The 25,651-nt window shown below is 65.8% G+C and carries 29 protein-coding genes; 11 read left to right on the top strand and 18 right to left on the bottom strand.

The features are described from left to right. Positions 1–97: 97 nt before the first annotated feature. From ACQR03_RS29980 to ACQR03_RS29970, 3 genes are all read left to right on the top strand, one after another. The gene (locus ACQR03_RS29980) at positions 98–1,609 is read left to right on the top strand and encodes a sugar ABC transporter ATP-binding protein (RefSeq protein WP_434842125.1); all 1,512 of its coding nucleotides are present in this window, start codon (positions 98–100) and stop codon (positions 1,607–1,609) included. A gap of 4 nt (positions 1,610–1,613) precedes the next feature. Beyond that, a complete protein-coding gene (locus ACQR03_RS29975; RefSeq protein ID WP_315825755.1) occupies positions 1,614–2,654 on the top strand; it encodes an ABC transporter permease in 1,041 nt (346 codons plus the stop codon). Positions 2,655–2,789: 135 nt separating this feature from the next. Continuing rightward, entirely contained in the window at positions 2,790–3,731 is a 942-nt protein-coding gene (locus ACQR03_RS29970; protein WP_315715882.1) for an ABC transporter substrate-binding protein, read from the top strand. Between the two features lie 1,136 nt (positions 3,732–4,867). Here ACQR03_RS29970 and ACQR03_RS29965 read toward each other — a convergent pair. Further along, positions 4,868–5,251: a hypothetical protein gene (locus ACQR03_RS29965; RefSeq protein WP_315715883.1), complete on the bottom strand. Its 384-nt coding sequence runs from the start codon at positions 5,249–5,251 to the stop codon at positions 4,868–4,870. Between the two features lie 228 nt (positions 5,252–5,479). Continuing rightward, positions 5,480–6,280, bottom strand: a complete 801-nt coding sequence (locus ACQR03_RS29960) for a hypothetical protein (protein WP_434842126.1) — start codon at positions 6,278–6,280, stop codon at positions 5,480–5,482. A gap of 114 nt (positions 6,281–6,394) precedes the next feature. On the opposite strand from ACQR03_RS29960, the gene ACQR03_RS29955 reads away from it, so the two are divergent. Then, the gene (locus tag ACQR03_RS29955; protein ID WP_315715885.1) at positions 6,395–7,429 is read left to right on the top strand and encodes an aspartate-semialdehyde dehydrogenase; all 1,035 of its coding nucleotides are present in this window, start codon (positions 6,395–6,397) and stop codon (positions 7,427–7,429) included. 34 nt (positions 7,430–7,463) lie between these two features. Beyond that, a complete protein-coding gene (locus ACQR03_RS29950) occupies positions 7,464–8,006 on the top strand; it encodes a TIGR00645 family protein (RefSeq protein WP_315715886.1) in 543 nt (180 codons plus the stop codon). Between the two features lie 66 nt (positions 8,007–8,072). On the opposite strand, the gene ACQR03_RS29945 is transcribed toward ACQR03_RS29950, so the two are convergent. Then, a complete protein-coding gene (locus ACQR03_RS29945; RefSeq protein WP_315715887.1) occupies positions 8,073–8,717 on the bottom strand; it encodes a carbonic anhydrase in 645 nt (214 codons plus the stop codon). A gap of 101 nt (positions 8,718–8,818) precedes the next feature. Here ACQR03_RS29945 and ACQR03_RS29940 point away from each other — a divergent pair, with 101 nt between their 5' ends. Continuing rightward, positions 8,819–9,697, top strand: a complete 879-nt coding sequence (locus ACQR03_RS29940) for an HpcH/HpaI aldolase/citrate lyase family protein (RefSeq protein ID WP_315715888.1) — start codon at positions 8,819–8,821, stop codon at positions 9,695–9,697. Positions 9,698–9,701: 4 nt separating this feature from the next. Here the strand turns inward: ACQR03_RS29940 and ACQR03_RS29935 are convergent, their stop codons facing one another. The 5 genes from ACQR03_RS29935 to ACQR03_RS29915 all read right to left on the bottom strand — a co-directional run bounded on the left by ACQR03_RS29935 (position 9,702) and on the right by ACQR03_RS29915 (position 12,610). Beyond that, the gene (locus ACQR03_RS29935) at positions 9,702–10,073 is read right to left on the bottom strand and encodes a c-type cytochrome (protein WP_315715889.1); all 372 of its coding nucleotides are present in this window, start codon (positions 10,071–10,073) and stop codon (positions 9,702–9,704) included. Between the two features lie 34 nt (positions 10,074–10,107). Continuing rightward, positions 10,108–10,524, bottom strand: a complete 417-nt coding sequence (locus tag ACQR03_RS29930; protein WP_315715890.1) for a DUF6455 family protein — start codon at positions 10,522–10,524, stop codon at positions 10,108–10,110. 111 nt (positions 10,525–10,635) lie between these two features. Then, on the bottom strand, positions 10,636–11,436 hold the full coding sequence (locus ACQR03_RS29925) for a hypothetical protein (RefSeq protein WP_315715891.1): 801 nt from the start codon (positions 11,434–11,436) through the stop codon (positions 10,636–10,638). 81 nt (positions 11,437–11,517) lie between these two features. Continuing rightward, positions 11,518–12,120 (bottom strand): 3-isopropylmalate dehydratase small subunit, encoded by a 603-nt coding sequence (leuD, locus tag ACQR03_RS29920; RefSeq protein ID WP_315715892.1) that lies wholly within the window; start codon positions 12,118–12,120, stop codon positions 11,518–11,520. A 91-nt stretch (positions 12,121–12,211) separates the two neighbouring features. After that, positions 12,212–12,610 (bottom strand): metallopeptidase family protein, encoded by a 399-nt coding sequence (locus ACQR03_RS29915; RefSeq protein ID WP_316173403.1) that lies wholly within the window; start codon positions 12,608–12,610, stop codon positions 12,212–12,214. Positions 12,611–12,751: 141 nt separating this feature from the next. Here ACQR03_RS29915 and ACQR03_RS29910 point away from each other — a divergent pair, with 141 nt between their 5' ends. The 4 genes from ACQR03_RS29910 (at position 12,752) to ACQR03_RS29895 (ending at position 14,945) form a co-directional block, all read left to right on the top strand. Next, positions 12,752–13,060 (top strand): hypothetical protein, encoded by a 309-nt coding sequence (locus ACQR03_RS29910; protein WP_316173652.1) that lies wholly within the window; start codon positions 12,752–12,754, stop codon positions 13,058–13,060. A gap of 286 nt (positions 13,061–13,346) precedes the next feature. Next, positions 13,347–13,616, top strand: a complete 270-nt coding sequence (locus ACQR03_RS29905) for a hypothetical protein (protein WP_315715894.1) — start codon at positions 13,347–13,349, stop codon at positions 13,614–13,616. Positions 13,617–13,711: 95 nt separating this feature from the next. After that, positions 13,712–13,987: a hypothetical protein gene (locus ACQR03_RS29900; protein WP_315715895.1), complete on the top strand. Its 276-nt coding sequence runs from the start codon at positions 13,712–13,714 to the stop codon at positions 13,985–13,987. Positions 13,988–14,303: 316 nt separating this feature from the next. Then, positions 14,304–14,945: a hypothetical protein gene (locus tag ACQR03_RS29895; protein WP_316169951.1), complete on the top strand. Its 642-nt coding sequence runs from the start codon at positions 14,304–14,306 to the stop codon at positions 14,943–14,945. Between the two features lie 83 nt (positions 14,946–15,028). Here ACQR03_RS29895 and ACQR03_RS29890 read toward each other — a convergent pair whose 3' ends face one another. From ACQR03_RS29890 to ffh, 7 genes are all read right to left on the bottom strand, one after another. Further along, positions 15,029–15,244 carry a hypothetical protein gene (locus ACQR03_RS29890; protein ID WP_315715897.1) on the bottom strand — a complete coding sequence of 72 codons (216 nt, stop codon included), beginning with the start codon at positions 15,242–15,244 and terminating at the stop codon, positions 15,029–15,031. A 192-nt stretch (positions 15,245–15,436) separates the two neighbouring features. Beyond that, entirely contained in the window at positions 15,437–16,843 is a 1,407-nt protein-coding gene (gene leuC / locus ACQR03_RS29885) for a 3-isopropylmalate dehydratase large subunit (RefSeq protein WP_315750613.1), read from the bottom strand. A gap of 411 nt (positions 16,844–17,254) precedes the next feature. Further along, on the bottom strand, positions 17,255–17,638 hold the full coding sequence (gene rplS / locus ACQR03_RS29880) for a 50S ribosomal protein L19 (RefSeq protein WP_015663536.1): 384 nt from the start codon (positions 17,636–17,638) through the stop codon (positions 17,255–17,257). Between the two features lie 109 nt (positions 17,639–17,747). After that, positions 17,748–18,524: a tRNA (guanosine(37)-N1)-methyltransferase TrmD gene (gene trmD / locus ACQR03_RS29875; protein ID WP_434842127.1), complete on the bottom strand. Its 777-nt coding sequence runs from the start codon at positions 18,522–18,524 to the stop codon at positions 17,748–17,750. Positions 18,525–18,723: 199 nt separating this feature from the next. Further along, a complete protein-coding gene (gene rimM, locus ACQR03_RS29870; RefSeq protein WP_315715902.1) occupies positions 18,724–19,317 on the bottom strand; it encodes a ribosome maturation factor RimM in 594 nt (197 codons plus the stop codon). 127 nt (positions 19,318–19,444) lie between these two features. Next, positions 19,445–19,777 carry a 30S ribosomal protein S16 gene (gene rpsP, locus ACQR03_RS29865; RefSeq protein WP_008964221.1) on the bottom strand — a complete coding sequence of 111 codons (333 nt, stop codon included), beginning with the start codon at positions 19,775–19,777 and terminating at the stop codon, positions 19,445–19,447. Positions 19,778–19,889: 112 nt separating this feature from the next. Beyond that, the gene (gene ffh / locus ACQR03_RS29860; protein WP_315715903.1) at positions 19,890–21,437 is read right to left on the bottom strand and encodes a signal recognition particle protein; all 1,548 of its coding nucleotides are present in this window, start codon (positions 21,435–21,437) and stop codon (positions 19,890–19,892) included. Positions 21,438–21,773: 336 nt separating this feature from the next. On the opposite strand from ffh, the gene ACQR03_RS29855 reads away from it, so the two are divergent. After that, on the top strand, positions 21,774–22,766 hold the full coding sequence (locus ACQR03_RS29855; protein ID WP_315750616.1) for an MBL fold metallo-hydrolase: 993 nt from the start codon (positions 21,774–21,776) through the stop codon (positions 22,764–22,766). Between the two features lie 51 nt (positions 22,767–22,817). Here the strand turns inward: ACQR03_RS29855 and ACQR03_RS29850 are convergent, their stop codons facing one another. The 3 genes from ACQR03_RS29850 to ACQR03_RS29840 all read right to left on the bottom strand — a co-directional run bounded on the left by ACQR03_RS29850 (position 22,818) and on the right by ACQR03_RS29840 (position 25,578). Then, the gene (locus ACQR03_RS29850; protein WP_315751903.1) at positions 22,818–23,759 is read right to left on the bottom strand and encodes a transposase; all 942 of its coding nucleotides are present in this window, start codon (positions 23,757–23,759) and stop codon (positions 22,818–22,820) included. Between the two features lie 329 nt (positions 23,760–24,088). Beyond that, on the bottom strand, positions 24,089–24,799 hold the full coding sequence (locus tag ACQR03_RS29845; RefSeq protein WP_315715905.1) for an SIMPL domain-containing protein: 711 nt from the start codon (positions 24,797–24,799) through the stop codon (positions 24,089–24,091). 5 nt (positions 24,800–24,804) lie between these two features. After that, on the bottom strand, positions 24,805–25,578 hold the full coding sequence (locus ACQR03_RS29840) for a GyrI-like domain-containing protein (RefSeq protein WP_315750618.1): 774 nt from the start codon (positions 25,576–25,578) through the stop codon (positions 24,805–24,807). Positions 25,579–25,651 lie beyond the last annotated feature (73 nt).

Raw genomic sequence — 25,651 nt, 5'->3', positions numbered from 1 at the left:
GCGATATGTCGCTCGCCGTGCATGGTGTCGTCGCCAATGTCGCGACCACCGCCCCGTGGCGATTGTACGCAACCTCCCTCACCCCATGCGCTGACGCATGAGCGCGCCGCTCATCTCCGTTCACGGCCTGTGCAAGAGCTTTCCCGGCGTCCGGGCGCTGCACAATGTCAGGTTCGAGCTGCGCACCGGCGAGGTCCATGCCGTGATGGGCGAGAACGGCGCCGGCAAGTCGACCCTGATGAAGATCCTCGCCGGCGTCTACCGCAAGGACTCCGGCGAGATCCTCTATGACGGCGCCAGCGTCGATTTTCCAGGACCGCGCGAGGCGCAGGCCGCCGGCATCGGCATCATTCATCAGGAGCTGCAGCTGATGAATCATCTCACGGTGGCGCAGAACATCTTCATCGGGCGCGAGCCGATGAAGGCGTTCGGGCTGCTGCTGGACGAGGACAGGCTCAACCGGCAGGCGGCCGAGCTGCTTGCCCAGCTCAATCTGTCGATCGACCCGCGCACGACAGTCGGCGGGCTGACGGTGGCCAGGCAGCAGATGGTGGAGATCGCCAAGGCGCTGTCGTTCAACTCGCGCGTCCTGATCATGGACGAGCCGACCGCCGCGCTGAACGATCGCGAGATCGCCGAGCTGTTCAAGATGATCCGCGCCTTGAAGGCACGCGGCGTCGGCATCGTCTACATCTCCCACAAGATGGACGAGCTGAAGCAGATCGCCGATCGCGTCACCGTGCTGCGCGACGGCGAGTATGTTGCGACGGTGCCGGCCGAGACCACCACGATCGAGACCATCATCGGCATGATGGTGGGCCGCACCTTGGGCGACGCGCGCGTCGCGGGCACGCAGCCCGTCGGCGCGATCGCGCTGGAGGTGCGCGGGCTCAACTGCGGGCCGCTGGTCCGCGACGTCAGCTTCACCCTGCGCAAGGGCGAGATCCTCGGCTTTGCCGGCCTGATGGGGGCCGGCCGCACCGAGGTCGCGCGCGCGATCTTCGGCGCCGACGCCGTTCCGTCCGGGGATATTCTCGTCGACAATCGCAAGGTGACGATCCGCTCGCCGGCGCATGCGGTCGCCCACGGCATCGGCTATCTCTCCGAGGACCGCAAGCGCTTCGGCCTCGCCACCGGCATGGACGTCGAGTCCAACGTCGTGATGTCGAACCTCGCGAACTACCTTGCAATGAAGTTCATGCTCAGGAAGCGCGCGATCCGCGACACCGCCGGCCGCTTCATCCGGATGCTGAACATCCGCACGCCGTCGGCGTCGCAGCAGGTTCGCCTGCTTTCCGGCGGCAACCAGCAGAAGATCGTGATCGCCAAATGGCTCGATCGCGATTGCGACATCCTGTTCTTCGACGAGCCGACCCGCGGCATCGATATCGGCGCCAAGAACGAGATCTACCGCCTGCTGCGCGCGCTGGCCGACCAGGGCAAGGCGATCGTCATGATTTCCTCGGAGCTTCCCGAGGTGATCAGGATGAGCGATCGCATCGTCGTGATGTGCGAGGGCCGCATCACCGGCGAATTGTCGCCGGACGAGGCCACGCAGGAGCGGATCATGCATCTGGCCACCCAGCGCGAAACCATGAAGGCAGGCTGACGGCATGAGCGACCCCGCATTGGTCAAGGATCAGGTCAAGGATGGCCTCGCGCCGAGCGGCGCGATGGCCGCGCTGCGGCGCCGTCTGCTCGGGCCTGCAGCGCTGCAGAAGCTGCTGGCGTTCGCGAGCCTCGTGCTGCTGCTGGCCTATTTCAGCTTCGCCTCGCCGGCGTTCATGCAGACCGACAACATGATCAACATCCTGCAGGCGACCGCGGTCAACGGCGTGCTGGCGATCGCCTCGACCTTCGTGATCATCACCGCCGGCATCGATCTGTCGGTCGGCACGCTGATGACCTTCTGCGCGGTGATGGCCGGCGTGTTCCTCACCTATTGGGAGCTGCCGATGTGGACCGGCATCGTCGCGGCGATCGTGACCGGCGCGCTCAGCGGCGCGCTGTCGGGCACGGTCATCACCAAGATGAAGGTGCCGCCGTTCATCGCGACGCTCGGCATGATGCTGGTGCTGAAGGGGCTGGCCCTGGTCGTCTCCGGCAGCAAGCCGATCTATTTCACCAACACCGAGAACTTCTCGATGATCTCGCAGGACTCGCTGCTCGGCACGCTCGTGCCGGCGCTGCCGATTCCCAATGCAGCCCTGATCCTGTTCGTGATGGCGGTGCTGGCCTCCGTCGTTCTCAACCGCACCGCGCTCGGCCGCTACACCTTCGCGATCGGCAGCAACGAGGAGGCGGTGCGGCTCTCCGGCGTCAATGTCGACCGCTGGAAGATCATCATCTACGGCCTCGGCGGCGCCATCTGCGGAGTCGCGGGACTGCTGATCGCGTCGCGCATCAATTCCGCCCAGCCGGCGCTCGGCCAGGGCTATGAGCTCGATGCGATCGCTGCCGTCGTGATCGGCGGCACGTCGCTGAGCGGCGGCACCGGCACCATTCTCGGCACCATCATCGGCGCCTTCATCATGAGCGTTCTGACCAACGGCTTGCGCATCCTCTCGGTGGCCCAGGAATGGCAATTCGTCGTCACCGGGGTCATCATCATTCTGGCTGTTTACGCCGACATGCTCCGTCGAAACCGCGCCTGACCCTTCAAGGAGGACCAGCTACCAGCACCGCTCCGACGTCGCGCTGAAGACTGCGCTGCCCGCCGACAGCGAGCGGCGACGACCACGATCATCACTGTAACGACAAGGTCACTGAAGAGAGCAGAGGAAACACCAATGTTGAGCAAGCATCTCCTCGGCGTCGCGCTCGGCGCCCTCATGGTCGCGGGAGTGTCCGCGAGCGCGCGTGCCGATGATGTCTACATCCCCCTCGTCTCCAAGGGCTTCCAGCACCAGTTCTGGCAGGCGGTGAAGCTCGGCGCCGAGCAGGCCGCGAAGGCCGCCAACGTCAAGATCACCTTCGAAGGGCCGGAAACCGAGGCCATGGTCGACAAGCAGATCGACATGCTCTCCGCGGCGCTCGCCAAGAAGCCGCAGGCGATCGGCTTCGCCGCGCTCGATTCCAAGGCCGCCATTCCGCTCCTGAAGAAGGCGCAAGCCGCCAAGATCCCGGTGATCGCCTTCGACTCCGGCGTCGACAGCGACATTCCGCTGACCACCTGCACCACCGACAACCTCGCCGCGGCGGGCCTCGCCGCTGACAAGATGGCCGACATGATCGGCGATGCCGGCGACGTCGCCGTGGTCGTGCACGACCAGACCAGCCGCACCGGCATCGACCGTCGCGACGGCTTCCTCAAGCGCATCAAGGACAAGCATCCGAACATCAAGATCGTCAGCGTGCAGTATGGCGGCGGCGATCAGCTCAAATCGACCGAGATCACCAAGTCGATCCTGCAGGCCAATCCGAATCTCAAGGGCATCTTCGGCGCCAATGAGGGCTCGGCGATCGGCGTGCTCAACGGCGTCAAGGAGATGAAGAAGAAGATCGTCGTGATCGGCTACGATTCCGGCAAGCAGCAGAAGGCCGCCATCATGTCGGGCGAGATGGCCGGCGCCATCACGCAGAACCCGATCGGCATCGGCAGTTGCACCGTGGAGTCAGCGGTCAAGGCGTTGAAGGGCGAGAAGCTGCCGAAGGTCACCGACACCGGCTTCTACTGGTACGACAAGTCCAACATCACCGACGCGAAGATCGCGGCTGTGCTGTACGATTGAGACCGGTGCGAGGTCGGGCCGGGCGATCGCATATGATGATCTGAGTTTGCGGCGGTCCATCTCCGCGTCGTCATGGCCGGGCTCGTCCCGGCCATCCACATCGCGAGGCATCCTGGGAAGGACGTGGATGCCTGGGACAAGCCCGGGCATGACGGAGTAGCCAACTCGCACGCTTGCTTGTCGCGACTGCTCGTCGGGCAAATCAGATCAGCTCTCGGGTGCGATCGATGGCGATTGACGGAGGTTGCCGCTCGTCCCGTGGCTCTATTCCCTTCGCGGCGAAGAACTTATTTCGCCCGCGATTTCAATCTCCTCCGCTTGATCAGTCGGCCTCCGCCAAAAATTCCACTTTCGTTTTTCCAGAATCCATGGTCTTCTCCCTCCATCCCGCTTCGCTTGCGAGGGACGTTTCGCGATCGTCACGAGGCGTGAGGCGGGAATGCGGTGGCCGCGAGGGCTCGCAGCATGTCCTAGGGGCATGCGGACGAACGAGACTCTTGCGGACGTGAAGCTGCGTGGTCCTGGCGCCCCGATGCTGGCGCCAAGTCGGAAGGGCGATGATCCCGACGACGACGGTGGCTAACAGGCCGGACACCGGGGAGAGCGTAGAGTAAGCGTGAAAACCATCGCGCAGGGAAGGCCGGGTCGATTCGGCTGTACCTGTGGTTCCTGCCCCGTGCATTTTTTCCGCACGGGGGCCACGGGCCTCAGCCGAGGCCCGGCCTTCCCTGCGCCCTCTGCAAGGAGAGGGCGATCAGACGAGCAAAGACTCGGACGCGAAAGCGGGTGCGAGGATGACCAGTCGTGCCGAAAATTCCGGTGTCGTCCCGGCGAACGCCGGGACCCAGACTCCCCGACAGGGGTGTGAGGCACGCTGGAGCGATGAGACCGGGGGGGCATGCCGGCCGGTGGTTATGGATCCGGCGTTCGCCGGGATGACACTGAGGGGCGGAGCAGGCTGGCCTCCATCGGCGTGTAGCGATGTGTCAGCCATGTCTCCGAACGGTCGTCTCACACGTTCGAAATCGAGCAGTGACCAGCTCATGATCGATGACGACGCAATGGAACGTCAGCGCGGCAAAACAACAAAAGGCCGGGCGGGGCCCGGCCTTGATGATCTGACGATGCGGCCGACCTCAGTAGGGGATCGGAATCCGGGTCGGATAGCCACCGAGATCGGACGGCGCCATCAGCGGCTGACGGTCGATCGGGCGGTTCAGGTTCTCGCGGGCGAACGACGGATAGCCGACGGCCGGCGGGAACGCGTAATCCGAGAACTTGCGGTCGCCCGGCAGCACCTCGGTGCCGCCGTCGAGGAACGAGCGGCGGGTGATGTAGATGCGGGTGCGCGGGCCGGACTGGTAGGAATAGTTCGGATTGCCGCTGCTATAGGTGGTCGTCACGCGGCGCTTGGTGGTGGCGGCATCCGCCGAGGTGGCGGCAAGAGACGTGACGGCAAGGCCCGTCGCGGCGATCACCGCCAAGGCCATGACCCGGGTCGCAGCAGGAAATTCGATCATCACGTCCTCTTCCTCGCGCCAAAAGGGGCGGGCGCTCGCCATGCGCATGATTTGGCCCGCACAATATCTGGGTCGGCTGTGGCATCACAAGGTCATTCCCGCGGCGACGGGCAAGATAAATCCCTGCTGTGGCGGGAAAGTTGCATCAATATCCGTCACTTGCCCGTGGGTTTGACGGGTCGAATAGGATGCGGTCACGCCCAGCAACATCCGGACGCAGGCGGACATTCACAGCGCGCCGCGCAGCCTCGGATTGGCGGTCGACGTCACCCAATCGGCGCTGCCGGTGGCGACGGCGGGTTCGTCGCAGCCGCCGCGCCGCTGATCGGACCCCATGAACAGCTGGCTCAGGGCCCGGTGCTGGTCGGGCGCCAGCAGGGTCAGCCGGTTGAGCATGCACCCCACCATGGCGCGGCGCGCCGGCATCGTCACGCCCTGGCACGACCAGCCGGAGATCCGCAAGCTCGGCTCGGCGATGGTCTTGAGAAAGCCGAGGCAGGCTCCGGCGCCCTCGGGAGCCCCAGCCCGGCGAACCAGACTGACGGGGCCGAACCGGCTGTCGATCACGCCGGCGGTCTCGAGCTCGGAGGCGGAGTTGCGCCCCATCCGGACCGCGAGATCGGCCCGGGGATCATGCCTTGCATCGCGCTCCGATCCGAACCGGTAGACCTCAAGCTCGGCAGCGGGGCGATCGGCGGGTTCGCCCCAGCGCAACACGTCCTTGCGGCCGCCTTCCGGGTGGATGAGCACGGTGTAGGTGGCGGTCCTGTCGGGCTGGTCGGTGAGACGAAGCGAGAACGCCGGCACTGCGGCGTCGGCCAAGGTCCAGCCGGCGCGGCCGGGCAAAGCGTCGCCGTCGTCGAGATGATTCCAGCCGGCGACCCCGAGCATGGCGATCAGCGCCAGAGCCCCCACATAGGCGAACAGGCGCGCAAAGGTGCCGCAGACCTCGTCCGCGAAGCTCTTGAGCCCTTGCAGGACGGACCCGGATCGGGGCGCTGCGGCTGTTCTGGCCGAATTGGACTGCATCGAATGCGAGACGTCGTGGTAACGTTGTGTCAGGGACGTTTCTCGCATAGAAGCGCTGCCGCTTCGGTTTCCGCTGACACGCGCGGCCGGCCATATTTCTTCGGAGAGTGAACGATGGGTTACAAAGTCGCAGTGGTCGGCGCGACCGGCAATGTCGGACGGGAAATGCTCAATATTCTCGACGAGCGGCAATTCCCGGCCGACGAGGTCGTGGCGCTGGCCTCACGCCGCAGCGTCGGCGTCGAGGTGTCCTATGGCGATCGCACGCTGAAGGTCAAAGCGCTCGAGCACTACGATTTTGCCGATGTCGACATCTGCCTGATGTCGGCCGGCGGTTCGGTGTCGAAGGAGTGGTCGCCCAAGATCGGCGCCGCCGGCGCTGTCGTGATCGACAACTCTTCGGCTTGGCGCATGGATCCCGACGTGCCGCTGATCGTGCCGGAGGTGAATGCCGACGCGGCCGCCGGCTTCAACAAGAAGAACATCATCGCCAATCCGAACTGCTCGACCGCCCAGCTCGTCGTCGCGCTGAAGCCGCTGCACGACAAGGCCAAGATCAAGCGCGTCGTGGTGTCGACCTATCAGTCGGTGTCCGGCGCCGGCAAGGATGCGATGGACGAATTGTTCTCGCAGACCAAGGCCGTCTACACCAACGACGAGCTGGTCAATAAGAAGTTTCCCAAGCGCATCGCCTTCAACGTCATTCCGCAGATCGACGTCTTCATGGAAGACGGCTTCACCAAGGAAGAGTGGAAGATGATGATGGAGACCAAGAAGATCTTGGATCCGAAGATCAAGCTGACCGCGACCTGCGTGCGCGTGCCGGTGTTCGTCGGTCACTCCGAAGCCGTCAATGTCGAGTTCGAGAATCCGATCACGGCGGACGAGGCCCGCAACATCCTGCGCAATGCGCCGGGCTGCCTCGTCATCGACAAGCACGAGCCGGGCGGCTACGTGACGCCCTATGAGGCGGCCGGCGAGGACGCGACCTATATCAGCCGCATCCGCGAGGATGGCACGGTCGAGAACGGCCTCGCCTTCTGGTGCGTGTCCGACAATCTGCGCAAGGGCGCGGCGCTGAACGCGATCCAGATCGCGGAGGTCCTGATCAACCGCAAGCTGATCACGGCCAAGAAGAAGGCGGCCTGAGCGGAGACGTCGTCAGGGTGAGGCGCGGAACGCAATGAGCGAGAAGACGACGCCGGACGCCGCCAGGCACGCGCCGGGTCCGCTCGAGCGCGGGCTCGAAGGCTTCCTGTTCAAGAGCCGCTGGCTGATGGCGCCGTTCTATGTCGGCCTCGTCGTCAGCCTCGTCGTCCTGCTGTTCAAGTTCGTGCTGCTGCTGTGGGAGAACATCGTCCATCTGCCGACCGCCAAGGAGAGCGACATCATCCTCGGCGTGCTCAGCCTGATCGACGTCTGCCTGACCGGCAATCTGGTGCTGATCGTGGTGTTCTCCGGCTATGAGAACTTCGTCTCGCGCATCGATCCCGGCGGCCATCCCGACTGGCCGGAATGGATGACCAAGGTCGATTTCGCCGGACTGAAGCAGAAGCTGCTCGCCTCGATCGTCGCGATCTCGGCGATCCAGCTCTTGAAGGCGTTCATGAATCTCGACGCCGGCTACGACTCGACCAAGCTCGCCTGGCTGGTCGGCGTGCACATGACCTTCGTGGTGTCGACCCTGATGTTGGCGCTGTCGGACCGCTGGTCGGGTGACCATTGATGGGCGGCGAATAGCGAGGCGCGAATGGCGAATAGGGCAGGTGAACTACTCGCTACTCCCCATTCGCTATTCGCCAGCGCGCGCGCTCTTGAATTCCTTGCTGGCCTTGTCGAGCACGAACAGCGAGCCCTCGGAGACGCCGAAATAGGCGCCGTGGAGCTGCAAATCACCGGCCTCGACGCGGCTGCGCACGAATGGGAAGGTCATCAGGTTCTCGAGGCTGCGGAACACCGCGGCCTTCTCGATCCGGGTGACGAAGTCCTGGAAACTCTCATGCGTGCGCTGTTCGACGACCTCGCCGGGCTTGATGAACATCGACATCCAGCGGCCGATGAAGTCGCCCGGGGACAGCGGCGCCGCCTTGTCGACGAAGGCGCGGATGCCGCCGCACTGGGCGTGGCCCAGGATGACGATGTGCTTCACCTTCAGCACGGTGACGGCATATTCCAGCGCCGCCGACACGCCGTGCGCGTTGGCGTCCGGCTGATAGATCGGCACCAGGTTGGCGATGTTGCGCAGCACGAACAATTCGCCGGGGCCGACGTCGAAGATCACCTCGGGAGAGACGCGCGAGTCGCAGCAGCCGATCACCATCACTTCGGGCGACTGGCCGCGCTCCGAGAGTTCGAGGTAACGGCTCTGTTCGGTCGGCAGGCGTTGGGTGGCGAAGGCGCGATAGCCTTCGAGCAGGCGTTGCGGAAACGAGATCATGGGCCTTGCCTAAACACATGCGGCTTCCGGGAACAAGCCTTTCGGGCCGGCCCCCGAAATGGTATCGCGGGCCGCGTCGATAAACCAAGGGAAACGCCGAAATGATCCGCCCGCGCCGCAGTCTCCTGTTCATGCCCGGCTCCAATGCGCGCGCGCTGGAGAAGGGGCGGAACCTGCCGGCCGACGGGCTGATCCTCGATCTCGAGGATTCGGTGGCGCCGGACGCCAAGGCCGCCGCCCGCGACCAGATCGCCAAGGCGGTGGCGGCCGACGGCTACGGCAAGCGGGAACTGCTGATCCGGATCAACAGCCTGGATACGACCTGGTGGCGCGACGACGTCGCCATGGCCGGACAGGCGGCGACCGACGGCATCCTCGTTCCCAAGGTGTCGACCGTCGAGGACCTTCGCCTGGTCACGGATCGCTTGGCCGAGGTCGGCGCCGATCCCGCGCTGAAGGTATGGGCGATGATCGAGACGGCGCGTGCCGTGCTCGATGCCGATCTGCTCGCGGCCACCGTGCACGAGGAAGGCTCGCGGCTCGCCGGCTTCGTGTTCGGACCCAACGACATCTCGCGCGAGACTCGCATCCGGATGCTGCCGGGCCGCTCCACGATGCTGCCGATGATCAGCCACTGCATCCTGGCGACGCGCGCCCATGGGCTGGAGATTCTGGACGGGCCTTACAGCGATTTCGCCAACACCGACGGATTCGCGCAGGAATGCATCCAGGCCCGCGATCTCGGCTTCGATGGCAAGACGCTGATCCATCCCGGCCAGATCGACGCCTGCAACGCGATCTTCACGCCGCCCGCCGACGAGGTCGCTGCGGCACGCAAGATCATCGCTGCGTTCGAGCTGCCGGAGAATGCCTCGCGCGGCGCGATCCAGATCGACGGCCGCATGGTCGAGCGGCTGCATGCCGAGATGGCGCGACGCACGATCGCGATCGCCGATGCGATCGCGGCGGTGGCGAAGTGAGGCGTCAGATGCGGCGGAGACTGAGGATGTAGTTGACGAGGTCGCCGCGCTGCTCGGCCGTCAGAATGACGTTCGGCATCGTCGGGTGGCTGCTCTGCAGGAACACCTTGAGCGATAGCTCGGTCGTCGACGGCATGTTGGCGACCGCGACGAAATCTGGGGCGGTCGTGGTTTGGGCTCTCGCCCCGCTGGTGTCGATGGCGTGGCAGGTGCTGCACCAGGCCTCCGCCAGTTTGCGTCCCGCCTGCACGCTGTCGGCGGCCGGCGTCACGCCGCCGGCATTGTGCAGCCGGATCAGCAGCATCGCGCCGAGCGCGAGCAGGATCGCGGCGCCGACATGGAGCCAGGTGTTGCGGTGCAGATTCGGCAGGCTCATCGCATTGCTCCGCGGGGTGGGAGGGAGGCGGCGATCAGTGCTTGACCGCGGCGCTGCCCAGGCGGTCGATGGTCGGGGCGTTGAGGCAGTATTCCTCGTAGTGCTCGGCACTCGTCCCGGCGGCAAGATCGCGATGGCAGCGCGGCTTGTCCTTGCACATGGCGCAGACGCGCTCCATGTCGCGCAGCACCAGCGGCTCGGCGCGCCCCAGCGCGGCCTCGTCGATGCCGAGCGCCTTCAGCATCTGCGGCAGCTCGTCGGCGGCGTGCTCGCCGTGGCGGACCAGCTCGTCGAGATCCGCCGGCGTGACCTGGAGGTCCATCGCGATGCGCTCGAAATCGTCACGGTCGAGCTGCCGGATCTCGCTCAGCTCACGCCGGTGCCGGAGCCATTGCGCGAACGTATCGATCAGGAACTGAACCCGCGGATAGGGCTTGGCGTCTACGGTCATGACACGTCTCCGATGATTGTTCGCAATCAATCACCGGGTGGACGCGCGGACGTTGCGGTAGATCAAGCAGCAAATCGGCCCTGCGCCGGTCGCAAAGCTGCACGGCGAAGGTCAGCGCGGGGCAAATCGTGCGGCCGCCCAGGCATAGAGGCTGCCCGGGATCGGCGCTTCGCCGCCGCGGCCCTTCGGCGAGATGTGCAGGCCGATGACACCCGGATCGCCGATCAGGCCGGAGAAGTCGGAAGGGTCGAAGAACGCCTTCGGCTCGGCATGCACCGCGTAGAAGCTGCGCTTCGGCAGCGCATGGTGCAGCGAGCCATGGCGGCGGGCCAGCGCCGTCAGCGCGGCAGGGCCGAAGATGGCGACGCGAATGTCCGAGAGGCGGTCGGAGCCGCCGCGCAGGCGGCGCAGCGCAAAGGTGAGGCGGTGACGCAGCGAAAGCCAGTTCGGCGTCAGCGCGTCCTGCGCCATCAGTGCGGCGAACTCGGCGACGATCGGATCCTCCGGCGGCAGGTAGAGCACGGAGTTGCCGAGCTGCCGCGGCCGCTCCCAGGCGAAATAGGGCACGGCGGGGTCGATCTCGACCGGCCTGAGCAGCAGCACGTCGGCATCGAGCCAGAGGCCGGCCCGCTGTGCCATCAGCCGCATCCGGAAGAAGTCGCTGAACTGCAAGGTGGTCCAATCGCGCCAGCCGCCGTCCGGCTGCGGCGGCCTGAGACGCTCGGAGAACGCATAAGGCAGGACCGCCTCGGCCTCGGCATTGCCGACGCCGTCGGGCAGGCCGGGCAGCGGATCGAAGCTGTAGACCGTCACCTTGTGGCCGGCGGCGAGCTGCGAGCGCAGGCAGGTCTGGCGCAGGCGGTCGAGCGGCCCCCGCCAGAAGGTGACGACCTCGGGCAATACGCGCGTCAACGGCGGACCTGCTGGGCTGCTCTCGAAACGGGGCCCCGGACGAGGTCCGGGGCCCGCGAACTCACCATCCTTCGGCGGGCCTCAGGCCCAGGCGCGCTCGGCCAGCTTGGCCTCGTAGCTGTCGATCGACGCCTTCTTCTCCAGCGTCAGCCCGATGTCGTCGAGCCCGTTGAGCAGGCAATGCTTGCGGAACGGGTCGATGTCGAACTTGACGGTGCCGCCGTCGGGGCCGCGGATCTCCTGGTTGGCGAGATCGACCGTCAAGGTCGCGTTGGCGCCGCGCTCGGCGTCGTCGAACAGCTTGTCGAGGTCGGCCTGCGACACGCGGATCGGCAGAATGCCGTTCTTGAAGCAGTTGTTGTAGAAGATGTCGCCGAACGAGGTCGAGATCACGCAGCGGATGCCGAAATCGAGCAACGCCCAGGGGGCATGCTCGCGGCTCGAGCCGCAGCCGAAATTGTCGCCGGCGACCAGGATCTTGGCGTTGCGATAGGCCGGCTGGTTGAGCACGAAATCCGGGTTCTCGCTGCCGTCGTCCTTGTAGCGCTGCTCCGAGAACAGGCCCTTGCCGAGGCCGGTGCGCTTGATGGTCTTCAGGTACTGCTTGGGGATGATCATGTCGGTGTCGACATTGATGATCTTCAGCGGCGCGGCGACGCCTTCCAGCGTGGTGAACTTGTCCATCGGGGGCACCTTCGAGAATACGGGCAGGCCGCTGTTTAGCCCGAACGGCAGGGCGGATAAAGTCAAAATCCCGGTGCTATCGGCCGGCTCGTCAGTCGACGGACGCCTCGATTGCCTCCATGTCGTCGTCGGACATACCGAAATGATGGCCGATCTCGTGGATCAGGACATGGCGGACGATGTGGCCGAGGCTCTCGTCGTGCTCGGCCCAGTAGTCGAGGATCGGTCGGCGGTAGAGCCAGATCATGTTGGGCAGGCGCGGCAGGTCGTCGTTGCTGCGAAACGGCAGTCCCGTGCCCTGGAACAGGCCGAGCAGGTCGAACTCGCTTTCGGACTGCATCTCGTCGAGCACCTCCTCGGTCGGAAAGTCGTCGACCCGGATGATGACGCCCTCGCACATCCTGCGAAAATGCTCGGGCAGACGCTCGAACATCTCGTGCGCCATGACTTCCATGTCGGCGAGCGAGGGGGCTTTCAGATCTGTCCACATTGCCGCCTTCTAGCCCGGCTTTGATCATCTTGCATCTTGGTTCTATGACATGTGTGGCGGAGCTGGTTGACGCAGGGGATGAAACCGGCGACCGTGACGCGCGAATTGGGGGTTGGGGAACAGATGAGGCAGATGTCGATGGTGCTGGCCGGAGCGGCGCTGGCTGCGGCGGTCGTGGTCTCGATCTCGGCAACAGCGCAAGCGGAGCAACCCGCCGGCGCGCGCGGCGCCGTGCAGGGTGAGGTGAGCACGGATCTCTCCGCACAGCGCCGGCAACGACGAATCCAGATCTATCCGCGCTACGAGGGTCATTGGCAGCCCGACGTGGTGCCGCGCTTCAACCCGGGTCCGAACGCAGTTCGTGTATGCGATGCCACCTATGTTCCGGAGCATCGGCCGAGCGGCACCGTGATCGTCCCGCATATGAGTTGCGTCTGGCGACGCGGCTGACTCCTGGGTCCCGCGCACTGATCGGCTCGGCAAGCGCGCACGTGATTCGGTCGCGATCGCGACGTTGCCTGATGTTACCGTCCGGACACAGTGCCGATATGTCGCGCACTGCGGCGGAACCATGCGCGACATATCGGCATTCTGCTCCTGCGCAGGTCTTCATGTCCCATTCACGTCGCTCGTTCGAGACTGGTCTGCGTCGCGCTGCTGCGGCCGCCATTCAGGCAACTGACAAGGCGGAAGTTACGGTGCCGGACGTGATGTCAGGCGATCGAGGGAGAAGTTCATGACTGTGATGAAGCTGTTGGGCATCGCGGCGGTTGGCGCCGTTCTCGCGATGGCTGCCCCCGCCGAACGCGCGCAGGCGTTGTCGCTGATCAATCCGGGCGCTGCGACCGCGGTGCAGCAGGGCACGGCGCAGGAGACCACGCAGGCGCATTGGCACGGCCGCCGCCATTGGCATCCCCGGCGCCACTACTATCCTCGGCATTACTACCATCCGCGTCATCACTGGCGGCCGCATCACTACGGATATCGCCATCACGGCCGCTGGTAAGCCGCGCTTTCCGGCCGACCGAGACAATGACCGAAATCAAACAGGCCCGCTTTGCGGGCCTGTACGTTGATGGGGGGCTGGCAACGAGGTTCGCCATGAAACCATCAGTCAACAGAACCTGGCTCGGGATCAGCGTTGTCACGGTGGCGATGCTGCTCGCAAGTTCCGCCGCCACCGCTCCTGTGGCCGCAGCTCCAGCCGTTACGCAGGCGCGTCAGACCGTAACGGATGCTGGCCCGCGTCGGCAGGGCCGCCGATCGAAGCTCGTGGTGTCGACGGCAGAGGTGCCGCACTATCTCGACCGTCCCACGGACTACACGCCGGCCTATCCGCCGGGCCCCTTGGTTCTGTTCACGCCGTTCTACCATTGAGGCCATGTCCGCGAGGCGCGCTGCGTTTCCTGCGTGTCGTTAGTTGCGAAGTCCCCGCACGAGCAGCACGTGAGCCGTTGCGTCGGCATCCGTGATCCTGAGTTGCAGGACGACTTAGAGGCTCACTTGCATCTCCTCTGCCGCGACGCCACGCCGCAGATGCGTGTGCACCGTGCATCACTGACGAGCATCATTCATGCCGCATTCACGTCGCTATCTCTACGTTCATGTTGGGGGTGCGCCAATCCACCGATCGGACGACCAGCATCGGCGCTGCATGGGTCCATCGTTGCACAGCATTCAGGGAGAAGGGACCATGATGAGGATGAAGGACCAGCGCGCTGGTCTTGCTCGTCGCCTCAGTCTTGCGGCGGCCACACTGTTTGTCTTGGCGGGCGCGTCCGGACGGCCTGCGCTTGCGATGTCGCCGGTGAGTCCCGGTGCCGGCTCCGCCACGCAGACGCCTTCGGACGTATTGACCGTTCAGGTCCGAGGCCCCGGCGGCCATGGCGGCGGTGGTGGCGGGCATCCCGGCAGTGGTGGATTTCACGGCGGAGGCGGTGGCCCGGCGTTCCATGGCGGCGGCAGCCCCGCGTTTCATGGGGGAGGACATGCCTTCGGCGGCGGTGGCCCGCGTCCTGTCTTCCACGGTGGCGGCCCCGCATTCCATGGCGGATTCGGCCCGCGGCCGGTGTTCCATGGCGGCGGCTATCATCATCGTCCGTACTACGCCTACCGGCCGTACTTCCACCATCACCGCCGGCACTTCTACGGCTATCGCAGCTACTACGCGCCGGTCTATACCTCGGGCTACTACTATCCCTATCGCCGCTGCCGCGTCGTCTGGACCCATTACGGGCCGCGCCGCATCTGCCACTATCGGCATTGGCGGGGTCATCACTGGCGCCATTATCACCGGTGGCATCATCGCCACCGCCACCATTGGCGCTACTACTGACGGGACTTGAAGTTCGACAAAACAGGAAGGGCGCCCAACGGCGTCCTTCTCTCATTTCAAGGGGATGGAGTGGGGCGCGGCGGTCAGAGCCAATCCTTGAACTGCCAATTCCTCACGCTCAGCTTCCAAGGCACCAGCGTCTCCAGGCGCCATTTGGCAAAGCGGCCGGGCGGCCAGTTCGACAACCGCCGCTCCTCCTTCGGAGCCTCGGGCTGGGCAATGATCTTGGCGGGCGGTGTCTTGCGGCGTTGGCGCGTCGCATCACGGATGAGGTCGACGTATTCCGGCTTGTCGGCCATGTCAGGCTCCTCGGCACGTTCCTCTGCAGACGCAGCGCGTCCGGCGGTAGGATTGTGCGCGACGAGACTTAAGAAGCCCTTGCCGAACTGTGTCGACGTTGAGGTGAAATGAAAAACGCGATGGCTTGGGTGAAGCCATCGCGTTCGTTTGTAGACCGGCCGCCGTGCCGGATGTGAAGCAGCGAGATGACGTCAGCGCCAGTCGCGTACGTCGACGAAGTGTCCTGCGATTGCGGCCGCCGCGGCCATCGCGGGCGACACCAGGTGGGTGCGGCCCTTGAAGCCCTGGCGTCCCTCGAAGTTGCGGTTCGAGGTCGAGGCGCAGCGCTCTTCTGGCGCCAGCTTGTCCGGGTTCATGGCGAGGCACATCGAGCAGCCCGGCTCGCGCCATTCGAAGCCGGCCTTGATGAAGATCTTGTCGAGGCCCTCGGCTTCCGCCTGCTCCTTGACGATGCCCGAGCCCGGAACGACCATCGCGTTGACGTGGCCGCTGACGGTCTTGCCTTCGGCGATCTTGGCTGCGGCGCGCAGATCCTCGATGCGACCGTTGGTGCACGAGCCGATGAAGACGCGGTCGAGCTTGATGTCGGTGATCTTCGTGCCCGCGGTCAGGCCCATGTATTTCAACGCGCGATGCTTGGAGATGCGCTTGGCCTCGTCTGCGATCTTGTCCGGATCGGGCACCACGCCGGTCACCGAGATCACGTCCTCGGGCGAGGTGCCCCAGGTCACGATCGGCGGCAGCTTGGCGGCGTCGAGCCGGAGCTCGTGGTCGAAATGCGCGCCCTCGTCGGAGCGCAGCGTCTCCCAGTAGCGCATCGCCGCATCCCAGGCGGCGCCCTTCGGCGCCTTGGGACGGCCGCGCAGGAAGTCGAACGCCTTCTGGTCGGGCGCCACAAGGCCAGCACGGGCGCCGCCCTCGATCGACATGTTGCACACGGTCATGCGGCCTTCCATCGACAGCGCGCGGATCGCCTCGCCGGCATATTCCAGCACGTAGCCGGTGCCGCCGGCGGTGCCGATCTCGCCGATGATGGCGAGGATGATGTCCTTCCCCGTCACGCCGTCCGGCAGCACGCCGTCGACCGTGACGCGCATGTTCTTCGCTTTCTTCTGGATCAGCGTCTGTGTCGCCAGCACGTGCTCGACCTCGGAGGTGCCGATGCCGTGCGCCAGCGCACCGAACGCGCCATGCGTCGAGGTGTGGCTGTCACCGCAGACGATGGTGGTGCCGGGCAGGGTGAAGCCCTGCTCCGGGCCGATCACGTGGACGATGCCCTGGCGGCGGTCGAACTCGTTGTAATATTCGATGCCGAATTCCTTGGCGTTCTCGGCCAGCGTCTTGATCTGCTCGATGCTCTCCGGATCCGGATTCGGCTTGGAGCGGTCGGTGGTCGGCACGTTGTGATCGACCACGGCCAGCGTCTTCTCAGGCGCGTGCACCTTGCGGCCGGTCATGCGCAGGCCTTCGAAGGCCTGCGGCGAGGTCACTTCATGGACCAGATGGCGGTCGATGTAGAGCAGGCAGGTGCCGTCCTCGGCTTCGTGGACCAGATGGTCGTTCCAGATCTTGTCGTACAGGGTGGTCGGCTTCGACATGAGCGAATGCTCCCGGGAATTGAAGGTTGGAAACGGAGCGCGTGCCGGGCACGCGTGAACAATCAGCAATGAGGCGCTGCGGCTTACAGCGCGCGCCTAAGCTCAGATGTTGCCGAGGTGGCGAAGCGTCCGAAGAACCGCCCGGGCAGCCGGCGGCGATCGTCGATGACGACGCGGCGACAGGCCATGCTGGTGCGATCTAGAACCATTTCAGGGGGTATATAGCACGCGTGCCGTGGAGTGCGAGATGCGTTTGCGCCCGCCGTCATTGCGAGGAGCGAAGCGACGAAGCAATCCAGGGGCCGGGGCAAGGACTCTGGATTGCTTCGCTTCGCTCGCAATGACGGCAGCGCAAAAACAAAAAAGCGCGGGGCCAGCCCGCGCTCTTCGTCAATCCAATGAAAGCAACGACTACTCGTTGACGGCGGTCTGCTGCCGGTCCTGCTTCTCGACGATGCGGGCCGACTTGCCGCGCAGCTGGCGCAGGTAATACAGCTTGGCGCGACGCACCTTGCCGCGGCGCACGACCTTGATCGAATCGATCATCGGGGAGAGGATCGGGAACACGCGCTCCACGCCCTCGCCATAGGAGATCTTGCGCACGGTGAAGCTCTCGTTGATGCCGCCGCCGGACCGGCCGATGCAGACGCCCTCATAGGCCTGCACGCGCGTGCGCTCGCCTTCGACCACCTTCACGTTGACGATCACGGTGTCGCCCGGGCCGAACTCCGGAATGGTCTTGTTGGCGGACAGCTTGTCGAACTGCTCTTTTTCGAGCTGCTGAATCAGGTTCACGGGTAAATCTCCATCGGCGGCGCGCCCAGCCGGGTCACGCGGGGGCTGCGCTTGTTCCTGCCGTCACTTGCGGAATTGGGCGCTCCTATAAGCCAAAGCGCGAGGCTTGTCACCCGTCTGTCGTGCTTTTTGGCTCTTTTTGGCCGGTCCCTCTTTGTTCTCGGCCGTCGCGCCCCTGCCATTCGGCCCACAAATCCGGCCTTCGCGCTTCAGTCAGCGCCTCGGCCTGGGCGCGGCGCCAAGCGGCGACCTTGGCGTGGTCACCCGAGGTGAGCACATCCGGAATGGTCCAGCCTTCGAATAGTTGGGGCCGGGTGTACTGCGGGTATTCAAGTAGGCCATCGGAAAAACTCTCGTCGGTGCCCGATTCGAGCTTGCCCATCACGCCCGGAAGCAGCCGGACGCAGGCGTCGATCAGCACCAGGGCGGCGATCTCGCCGCCCGACAGCACGTAGTCGCCGATCGAGACCTCGGTCAGCGAGCGGGCATCGATGACGCGCTGGTCGACGCCTTCGAAGCGACCGCAGACGATCAGCGGGCCCGGACCGGCCGCGAGCTCGCGGACGAAGGCCTGGGTCAACGGCCGGCCACGCGGGCTCATCAGCAGCTTCGGCCGCTCGGGATCGATCGCCGCCGCGTCGATCGCGGCTGCCAGCACGTCCGCGCGCAGCACCATGCCGGGGCCACCGCCGGCCGGCGTGTCATCGACGCTACGGTGCTTGTCGGTGGCGGAGGCCCTGATGTCGCGCGCCTCCAACGACCAGATGCCGGAGGCCAGCGCGCGGCCGGCCAGGCTGACGCCGAGCGGCCCGGGAAACATCTCCGGGAACAGCGTCAGCACGGTGGCGCGCCAAGGTGCGACTGGGGATGGGGGCGAAGTCGTCATGATGCTCTGTGTTAAGGTACCCAGGTTGCGAGATCGAGCCCTGGATCAGCATTGCCGGCTCTTGCGACCTCGACACCGGTGTTGTCCCGGACAAGCGTGACGCGCGTCAGCGCGTCGCGGCGCCGATTCGGGACCCATACCGCGTGATGTCGAAACGAGGCATGCGGCCAGTCCCGCGCAAGCCAATCAGCTGCGGTGGCTATGGGTCCCCGCTTTCGCGGGGACGACGAGCGGAGGGTGCGGCGGCAGCGTCATCTTCAGCGGAAGCCGGTTCATCCGCGGCTTCATCCTCGCCCTCGATCTCCGCCGGCAGCTCGATGATCACGCGGCCGCCGGCAAGATCGACCGTCGGCACCACGGCATTGGTGAACGGCAGCAGCAACGTGCTGCCCGAGGGCGGGGCGATCTCGATGATGTCGCCGGCGCCGAAATTATGGATCGCGAGCACGCGGCCGAGCTGCGCGCCGTCAGCGGTCTCCGCGGCGAGGCCGATCAGGTCGGCGTGGTAGTATTCGTCGTCAGCCGTCTCGGGCAGGCGGTCTCTGGGCACGTAGAGCTCGAGCCCGTTGAGGCGTTCGGCCGCATTGCGGTCGGTGACGCCCTTGATGGCTGCGACCAGATGGTCCTTGGCCTCGCGCGCCTTCGCGACCTCGAACGAACGGCTGCCGTCCTTGGTCGTGAGCGGGCCGTAATGCAGCACGGCCAGCGGATCCTCGGTGAAGGTCCATAAGCGAACCTCGCCGCGCACGCCATGCGCGGCGCCGATTCTGGCGACGCAGATGAGCTTGGACATCAGCGTGCCTCGTCCTTCGAGACGCGCTCGAACGCGCGCTCCTCAGGAGGAGGAGCCAGTTCCTCATGCAAGGGAGCACGGCGCAAGCCGTGCATCTCGAAGCATGAGGCCGCGCTCGTCAACGACCTTAGCCCTTGGCGGCGGCTTCGGCCTGCGCCTTGCGCTCCTTGCGCGGCACGGCCTTGATCGGGTTCTGGCGGGCTTCGCGCTTCTTGACGCCGGCGGCGTCGAGGAAGCGGGCGACGCGGTCGGACGGCTGCGCGCCCTTGGCGAGCCAGCCCTTCACCTTCTCCATGTCCAGCTTGAGGCGTGCCTCGTTGTCCTTCGGCATCAGCGGATTGAAGTAGCCGAGACGTTCGATGAAGCGGCCGTCACGCGGGAAGCGCGAGTCGGCGACGACGACGTGATAGACCGGGCGCTTCTTGGTGCCGGCACGGGCGAGACGGATGACGACGGACATGTAGGTTCTCCTGAGTGTCTTCTGATGAGTTGATGTCAGCTAAGCCGTCATTCCGGGCTCGCGCTGCGCGCGCCCCGGAATGACGAATGGAAAGAGGAGCGGATGATCCTCATTATTTCTTCTTCCCCGGAGGAAGGCCGAGGCCCGGCAGAGTCGGCTTGCCGCTGAGACCGGTGAGGCCGGGGAGGTTCGGTAGGCCGCCGCGCAGGCCGGCGGGCAGATCCTTCGGCAAATTCGGCAGTCCGCCGGGCATGCCACCCGGCATCTTTTCCGCAAGCGCCTTGAGCTGATCCGGCGAGGGCATGCCGCCACCGCCGCCAAAACCCATCGCCTGGGCGATGCCGGCCAGCGGGCCGCGCTTGCCTGAGCCCATGGCCTTCATCACGTCGGCCATGTTCCGGTGCATCTTGAGCAGCTTGTTGACGTGCTCGACGCTCTGGCCGGAGCCGGCCGCGATGCGCTTCTTGCGGCTGGCCTTGAGCAGGTCGGGATGCTTGCGCTCCTCGCGCGTCATCGAATCGATGATCGCGACCTGGCGCTTGAGGATCTTGTCGTCGATGCCGGCGGCCGCGATCTGGTTCTTCATCTTCGAGATGCCGGGCATCATGCCCATCAGCCCGCCGATGCCGCCCATCTGCGCCATCTGCTGCAGCTGCTCGCGCATGTCGTTGAGGTCGAACTGGCCCTTGCGCATCCGCTCGGCGGCGCGCGCGGCCTTCTCGGCGTCGATGTTCGCCGCGGCCTTCTCGACCAGCGAGACGATGTCACCCATGCCGAGGATGCGGCCGGCAATGCGCGAGGGATAGAAGTCTTCCAGCGCGTCGGTCTTTTCGCCGGTGCCGAGCAGCTTGATCGGCTTGCCGGTGACCGCGCGCATCGACAGCGCCGCACCGCCGCGTCCGTCGCCGTCGATACGGGTTAGCGCGATGCCGGTGAGGCCGACGCGCTGGTCGAAGGCGCGGGCGAGATTGACGGCGTCCTGGCCGGTCAGCGAATCCGCGACCAGCAGCACCTCGTGCGGGTTGGCGACCGCCTTGATCTCGGCGGCCTCCTTCATCATGTCCTCGTCCAGCGTGGTGCGGCCGGCGGTGTCGAGCAGCACCACGTCGTAGCCGCCGAGCTTGGCGGCCTCGATGGCGCGGCGTGCGATCTGCGGCGGCATCTGGCCGGCCACGATCGGCAGCGTCGGGATGTCCAGGTCGCGGCCGAGCACCGCGAGCTGCTCCATGGCGGCCGGACGGTAGACGTCGAGCGAGGCCATCAGCACCTTGCGCTTGTCGCGCTGGACCATGCGGCGCGCGAGCTTGGCGGTGGTGGTCGTCTTGCCGGAGCCCTGCAGGCCGACCATCATGATCGGCACCGGCGGCACGGCGTTGAGGTCGATGGTCTGGCCGTCGTCGCCGAGCGTCTTGACCAGCTCGTCATGGACGATCTTGACGACCATCTGGCCGGGGGTGACCGACTTGACGACGGTGGCGCCGATCGCCTGCTCGCGCACGCGCTCGGTGAAGCTGCGGACAACCTCCAGCGCGACGTCGGCCTCGAGCAGCGCCCGGCGGACTTCGCGCATCGCGGCGTCGACATCGGCTTCCGAGAGCGAACCACGCCCCGTCAGCCGATCGAGAATGCCGCCAAGCCTTTCCGACAGATTGTCGAACAATGCCGTTATCCTTTGCCCTTGCGGGCGCTCGCTTCATTGCCGCCCGTCATCGCCGCTTGCTGCGGCCCATGACGACCATATAGACCTCGGCCCGTCGGCCGAAACCGTCAGTCCAAACACGTTTGCGCCCGAGGGCGCACAGCGCTGTCGGGCGGTGACCTCCGGCCTCCAGGGCCGGGCGGTGGCTCGAAAAGACGAAACTTTCCGAAATTCGGCCGGGTTAAACCCTCAGCAGCCGCAAAAGTCAAGGAAACTTGCTTCTCGCCGTCCCGTTGCCGGACCCTGTGGGGGCGCTTACCTCTTGCGCCAGTTCAGCTTTCCCTTGCGAGGACGACCTTGCTGCGCCGTTCCAGGACCTATTCCGGCCCCGTCACCGACCATTTCGACGGCAAGCGCTTCTACGATCCCGACGGCGTTCCGCCCAAATCCCTGTCCCAGGTGCTGCGCTGGCAGTTCGACCGCAACCGCAAGCGTTCCCGCTGGCCGTCCTGGGCGGCGAGCCCGCACGCCGACACGCCGCCGCACCGGATCGACGGCGAGACAGTGCGGCTGTCCTTCATCGGCCACGCCAGCTGGCTGATCCAGACCGGCGGGCTCAACATCCTGGTCGATCCTGTCTGGTCGGAGCGGGTGTCGCCATTCGCGTTCGCCGGTCCCCGGCGGCACAATGATCCCGGCATCGCCTTTGAGGGGCTGCCGCATATCGACGTCGTGCTGGTGTCGCATGGGCATTACGATCATCTCGACATCCGGACGTTGTCGAAGCTGACCGCGCGATTTTCGCCGCGGGTCGTCACGCCGCTGGGCAACGACCTTACGATGATCGACGCTGACTCCAAGATCCGCGCCGAGGCCTATGACTGGCACGATCGCGTGACGCTGAACGAGGAGGTCGCCGTGACCCTGGTGCCGACGCGGCACTGGACGGCGCGCGGCCTGTTCGACCGCAACAAGGCGCTGTGGGCGAGCTTCGTGCTGGAGACGCCGCGCGGCAGGGTCTACATCGTCTGCGATTCCGGTTACGGCACGGGCAAGCATTTCCGCCGCGTGGCGGAGCAGCACGCGCCGATCAGGCTCGCGATCCTGCCGATCGGCGCCTACGAGCCGCGCTGGTTCATGCGCGACCAGCACATGAACCCCGAGGATGCCGTGCAGGCGCTGCAGGATTGCGGCGCGGAGGCCGCGCTGGCGCATCACCACGGCACGTTCCAACTGACGGACGAGGCGATCGACGCGCCGGTGCGCGCCCTGCACGCCGCGCTCGACCAAGCCGGCATCCCGCGCGAGCGGTTTGGTGTGCTCAAGCCAGGGCAGGTGGTGGAGATCTAAGCAGGCCGCCGCCACAAAACAGATGTCGTCCCGGCCTTGAGCCGGCAACTGTTATGTTGATGGAGTGATCGCATAAGGTTTTCGGTCGCGCATCATGGCATTCAGGATGGTTAGAAGCTTCCTGGCGACGGCGATGAGGGCGAGCTTGGCGGGTTTACCGGCTTGGCGCAGACGGTTGTAAAAGATCTTGAAGCGATCGGCGCGGCGGACGGCGTTGAGGGCGGCCATGTAGAGGGCGTCGCGGACACGCTTCCGGCCGCCGCCGATCTTGCGCTTGCCACGATACGCCCCGCTATCGCGATTGAAGGGAGCCAGGCCCGCAAGAGCGGCTACCTCCTTTGGCCCGAGATGGCCGAGTTCCGGCATCTGGGTGATGAGTTGCATGCAGGCGACGGGTCCCACACCGGGCACGGAGCGCATCAGCTGTGCCTGCTCCGCAAGCACCGGCTCGGCTTTGATGAGCGCGTTGATCTCGGCCTCGATCTCGACGATCTCGTCATTGAGGACCTCGATCAGGCGGCTGATGCGTTCGGCCATGGCGCGGTCCTCGGCCTCGCTGCGGCGGTTCTTTTCCTGGGCGCGCATGGCAACCAGTTGATCCCGCCGTTTTGCAAGCCTGGCGAGGGCGCTTTGGGCAGGCGTCATGGCCTGCTCGGTGGCTGGCTGCATGGCGCGCCCAAAGGCTGCCAGCGTTCGCGCGTCGATCGGATCGGTCTTGGCGAGTTGGCCGCTGGCGCGGGCGAAATCGCGAGCTCGAGCCGGGTTGATCCGCGCAAAGCGGATGCCCGCCCGACGCAGGGCCTCGCGCAGTTCGAGGTCGTAGACACCCGTGGCCTCAAAGACCACCAGAACATCGCATCCCCAACGCGCCACCAGCTGTGTGATGGCCTGTGGCCCGTTGGCGATGCGCTCCGGCGCCCCCACGGCTTCATCAAAAATATCGAGATAGGGTTTGCAAACGTCGATTCCGACGCAACGAAAAGGTACGATCACGGTGCCTGTCCCTGTGATGCGAGGTCTGTTGGCGCAGCCTCGTGCAACTGTTCAGGTTGATAAATGGAACGGGCGGGAGACCGAGCCGGCTCACGGCGTCTAGCGCCAAGGACCCAACGGCTTCCCGCCCACCATCATCATGGCAGACTTTCCAGACACAGGGACCCATAAACACCGAATTCAATGTTGTGAAGGCTGGCAGCTCCATCTCGCGCGACAATTACCGCCGCGGAGTATGGGTCCCGGCTCAAGGCCGGGACGACACCGAGTTTGTAGCTACGTTGTCGGCTGCCACGCCGCACAATGCGCCGCGCGGGCGTGAGGCCGCCTTACTGCCCCGGCTTGATCGCCCAGGTCACGTTGACCGTGATCGACAGCGTCTCCTCGCCCTGCGCCACCGGTGTCGGCGTCGCGGCCATCGGTGCGGCAAAGGTCTTGGCGCGGAACACCGGGGCGGGCGCGCCATCCTCGGAGATGCTGAGCGGCTGACCCAGCGTCACGCCGGCGGCCTTGGCATAGATCTCGGCCTTGCGGCGGGCGTCTGCGACGGCCTTCTCGCGCGCCTGGTCGAGCAGCTTGGATGGCTCGGCGACGCTGAAATAGATGTTGCCGACATCGTTGGCGCCGGCCGCGACCAGAGTATCGATCACGCTGGCGACCTTGGCGACGTCGCGCAGCTTGATGGTGACGCGATTGCTGGCGCGATAGCCGGTCACCGCCGGCTGGGCCGGCCGGTTCTGCGCATATTGCGGCTGCAGCGACAGCCGCGAGGTCTGATAGTCCTTGTCGGCGATCCCGGCCGCCTTCAGCGCCTGCAGCACCTTGGCCATGGCGGCGTTGTTGGCCTCGGCGGCCTCGCGCGCGGTCTTGGCGTCGGATGCCACGCCGGCGTCGATCTGCGCCAGATCCGGCGGCGCCGACACGCTGGCCTCGCCGCTGACGGTGATCGCCGGCGTGTCCTGCCGGGCGATGTCATCCGCGAGGGCGGGCATTGCGAAGCTGGTCGCGAGCGCGACCGCGAGGATGGGTCTGATGATCATGGTGCTCACTTCAGCGGCACGTAGACGTTGATGACGAGCTTGTCCTCGGCCGTCTTCAAGGGGTCGGTCAGGTACTCCTCGATGAAGGTGTCCTTGGCCTCCAGCCGGCGCTCGTCGAGGTGGTTGGTGATCGCCTCGTAGGTGTTGTCCATGTTGTCGTAGGAGCCGCGATGGACGAACTTCAGCGCCTTGCCCTCGGGCGACTGGCCGATGCTCATCCCCTTGCCGAGCGTCTTCGGCTCCTGCTCGACCGGCATCTCGGCCAGGAAGGTGAAGCCGGTGTCGTCGGTCGAGGTGTAGACGATCATGCCGTTGCCGGCGGGCTTGATGCCCTGCTTGTCCAGCGTGGCCGACAGCGATTTGAAGGAGTCGATCAGCGTGTCGAACGCATTGTCCCAATTCGCGGTGCCCTTGACGAGGACGACCTTCTTCGCCTCGAGCTTGATCTCGTCGCCGAAGGCGTCGGCCGCCTGGGCCGGCGCCGCGGCCTGCGGCGGCGTCGTGGCCGGGGACTGGGCCGCGGTCGGAGATGACGACGGCGAGGGGCTCGCGCTGGCGGCCGGCGTCGGGCTGGTCGCGGGCGCCGGACTGGCCGACGCGGCAGGCGCAGGAGAGGCCGGCGCCACCGGCGCCGGTAGCGCGCTCGGGGCCGGTGCGGGCGTGGCTGAGGCCGCCGGAGCCGGCGAGGCCGACGGCGCCTGGGCCCGGGCGGGCGCGCCGCCGAGCAGGAGCGCGACCGAGCTCACGGCCAGAACGAGGCGGAAAGTGCTGAGATTCATTCGACTATTCTCCAGTGGCCGTGCTGCTTTGCCCGGTTCGTGCCGGCGAATGAACCGGTCCTAACATGCTCGG

Origin of the sequence: Bradyrhizobium sp. HKCCYLS3070 (assembly GCF_051167575.1) — a bacterium.
Taxonomy (GTDB): domain Bacteria; phylum Pseudomonadota; class Alphaproteobacteria; order Rhizobiales; family Xanthobacteraceae; genus Bradyrhizobium.
Note: the sequence above shows the minus strand (reverse complement) of the source record. Positions and strands in the feature narration are given on the sequence as shown.

What these genes read in the sequence shown, in the direction of transcription:
- ACQR03_RS29980 (WP_434842125.1), top strand. Translation starts at nt 98, where the DNA reads ATGAGCGCGCCGCTCATCTCCGTTCACGGCCTGTGCAAGAGCTTTCCC.
- ACQR03_RS29975 (WP_315825755.1), top strand. Translation starts at nt 1,614, where the DNA reads ATGAGCGACCCCGCATTGGTCAAGGATCAGGTCAAGGATGGCCTCGCG.
- ACQR03_RS29970 (WP_315715882.1), top strand. Translation starts at nt 2,790, where the DNA reads ATGTTGAGCAAGCATCTCCTCGGCGTCGCGCTCGGCGCCCTCATGGTC.
- ACQR03_RS29965 (WP_315715883.1), bottom strand. Translation starts at nt 5,251, where the DNA reads ATGATCGAATTTCCTGCTGCGACCCGGGTCATGGCCTTGGCGGTGATC.
- ACQR03_RS29960 (WP_434842126.1), bottom strand. Translation starts at nt 6,280, where the DNA reads ATGCAGTCCAATTCGGCCAGAACAGCCGCAGCGCCCCGATCCGGGTCC.
- ACQR03_RS29955 (WP_315715885.1), top strand. Translation starts at nt 6,395, where the DNA reads ATGGGTTACAAAGTCGCAGTGGTCGGCGCGACCGGCAATGTCGGACGG.
- ACQR03_RS29950 (WP_315715886.1), top strand. Translation starts at nt 7,464, where the DNA reads ATGAGCGAGAAGACGACGCCGGACGCCGCCAGGCACGCGCCGGGTCCG.
- ACQR03_RS29945 (WP_315715887.1), bottom strand. Translation starts at nt 8,717, where the DNA reads ATGATCTCGTTTCCGCAACGCCTGCTCGAAGGCTATCGCGCCTTCGCC.
- ACQR03_RS29940 (WP_315715888.1), top strand. Translation starts at nt 8,819, where the DNA reads ATGATCCGCCCGCGCCGCAGTCTCCTGTTCATGCCCGGCTCCAATGCG.
- ACQR03_RS29935 (WP_315715889.1), bottom strand. Translation starts at nt 10,073, where the DNA reads ATGAGCCTGCCGAATCTGCACCGCAACACCTGGCTCCATGTCGGCGCC.
- ACQR03_RS29930 (WP_315715890.1), bottom strand. Translation starts at nt 10,524, where the DNA reads ATGACCGTAGACGCCAAGCCCTATCCGCGGGTTCAGTTCCTGATCGAT.
- leuD (WP_315715892.1), bottom strand. Translation starts at nt 12,120, where the DNA reads ATGGACAAGTTCACCACGCTGGAAGGCGTCGCCGCGCCGCTGAAGATC.
- ACQR03_RS29915 (WP_316173403.1), bottom strand. Translation starts at nt 12,610, where the DNA reads ATGTGGACAGATCTGAAAGCCCCCTCGCTCGCCGACATGGAAGTCATG.
- ACQR03_RS29905 (WP_315715894.1), top strand. Translation starts at nt 13,347, where the DNA reads ATGACTGTGATGAAGCTGTTGGGCATCGCGGCGGTTGGCGCCGTTCTC.
- ACQR03_RS29900 (WP_315715895.1), top strand. Translation starts at nt 13,712, where the DNA reads ATGAAACCATCAGTCAACAGAACCTGGCTCGGGATCAGCGTTGTCACG.
- ACQR03_RS29895 (WP_316169951.1), top strand. Translation starts at nt 14,304, where the DNA reads ATGATGAGGATGAAGGACCAGCGCGCTGGTCTTGCTCGTCGCCTCAGT.
- ACQR03_RS29890 (WP_315715897.1), bottom strand. Translation starts at nt 15,244, where the DNA reads ATGGCCGACAAGCCGGAATACGTCGACCTCATCCGTGATGCGACGCGC.
- leuC (WP_315750613.1), bottom strand. Translation starts at nt 16,843, where the DNA reads ATGTCGAAGCCGACCACCCTGTACGACAAGATCTGGAACGACCATCTG.
- trmD (WP_434842127.1), bottom strand. Translation starts at nt 18,524, where the DNA reads ATGACGACTTCGCCCCCATCCCCAGTCGCACCTTGGCGCGCCACCGTG.
- rimM (WP_315715902.1), bottom strand. Translation starts at nt 19,317, where the DNA reads ATGTCCAAGCTCATCTGCGTCGCCAGAATCGGCGCCGCGCATGGCGTG.
- rpsP (WP_008964221.1), bottom strand. Translation starts at nt 19,777, where the DNA reads ATGTCCGTCGTCATCCGTCTCGCCCGTGCCGGCACCAAGAAGCGCCCG.
- ACQR03_RS29845 (WP_315715905.1), bottom strand. Translation starts at nt 24,799, where the DNA reads ATGATCATCAGACCCATCCTCGCGGTCGCGCTCGCGACCAGCTTCGCA.
- ACQR03_RS29840 (WP_315750618.1), bottom strand. Translation starts at nt 25,578, where the DNA reads ATGAATCTCAGCACTTTCCGCCTCGTTCTGGCCGTGAGCTCGGTCGCG.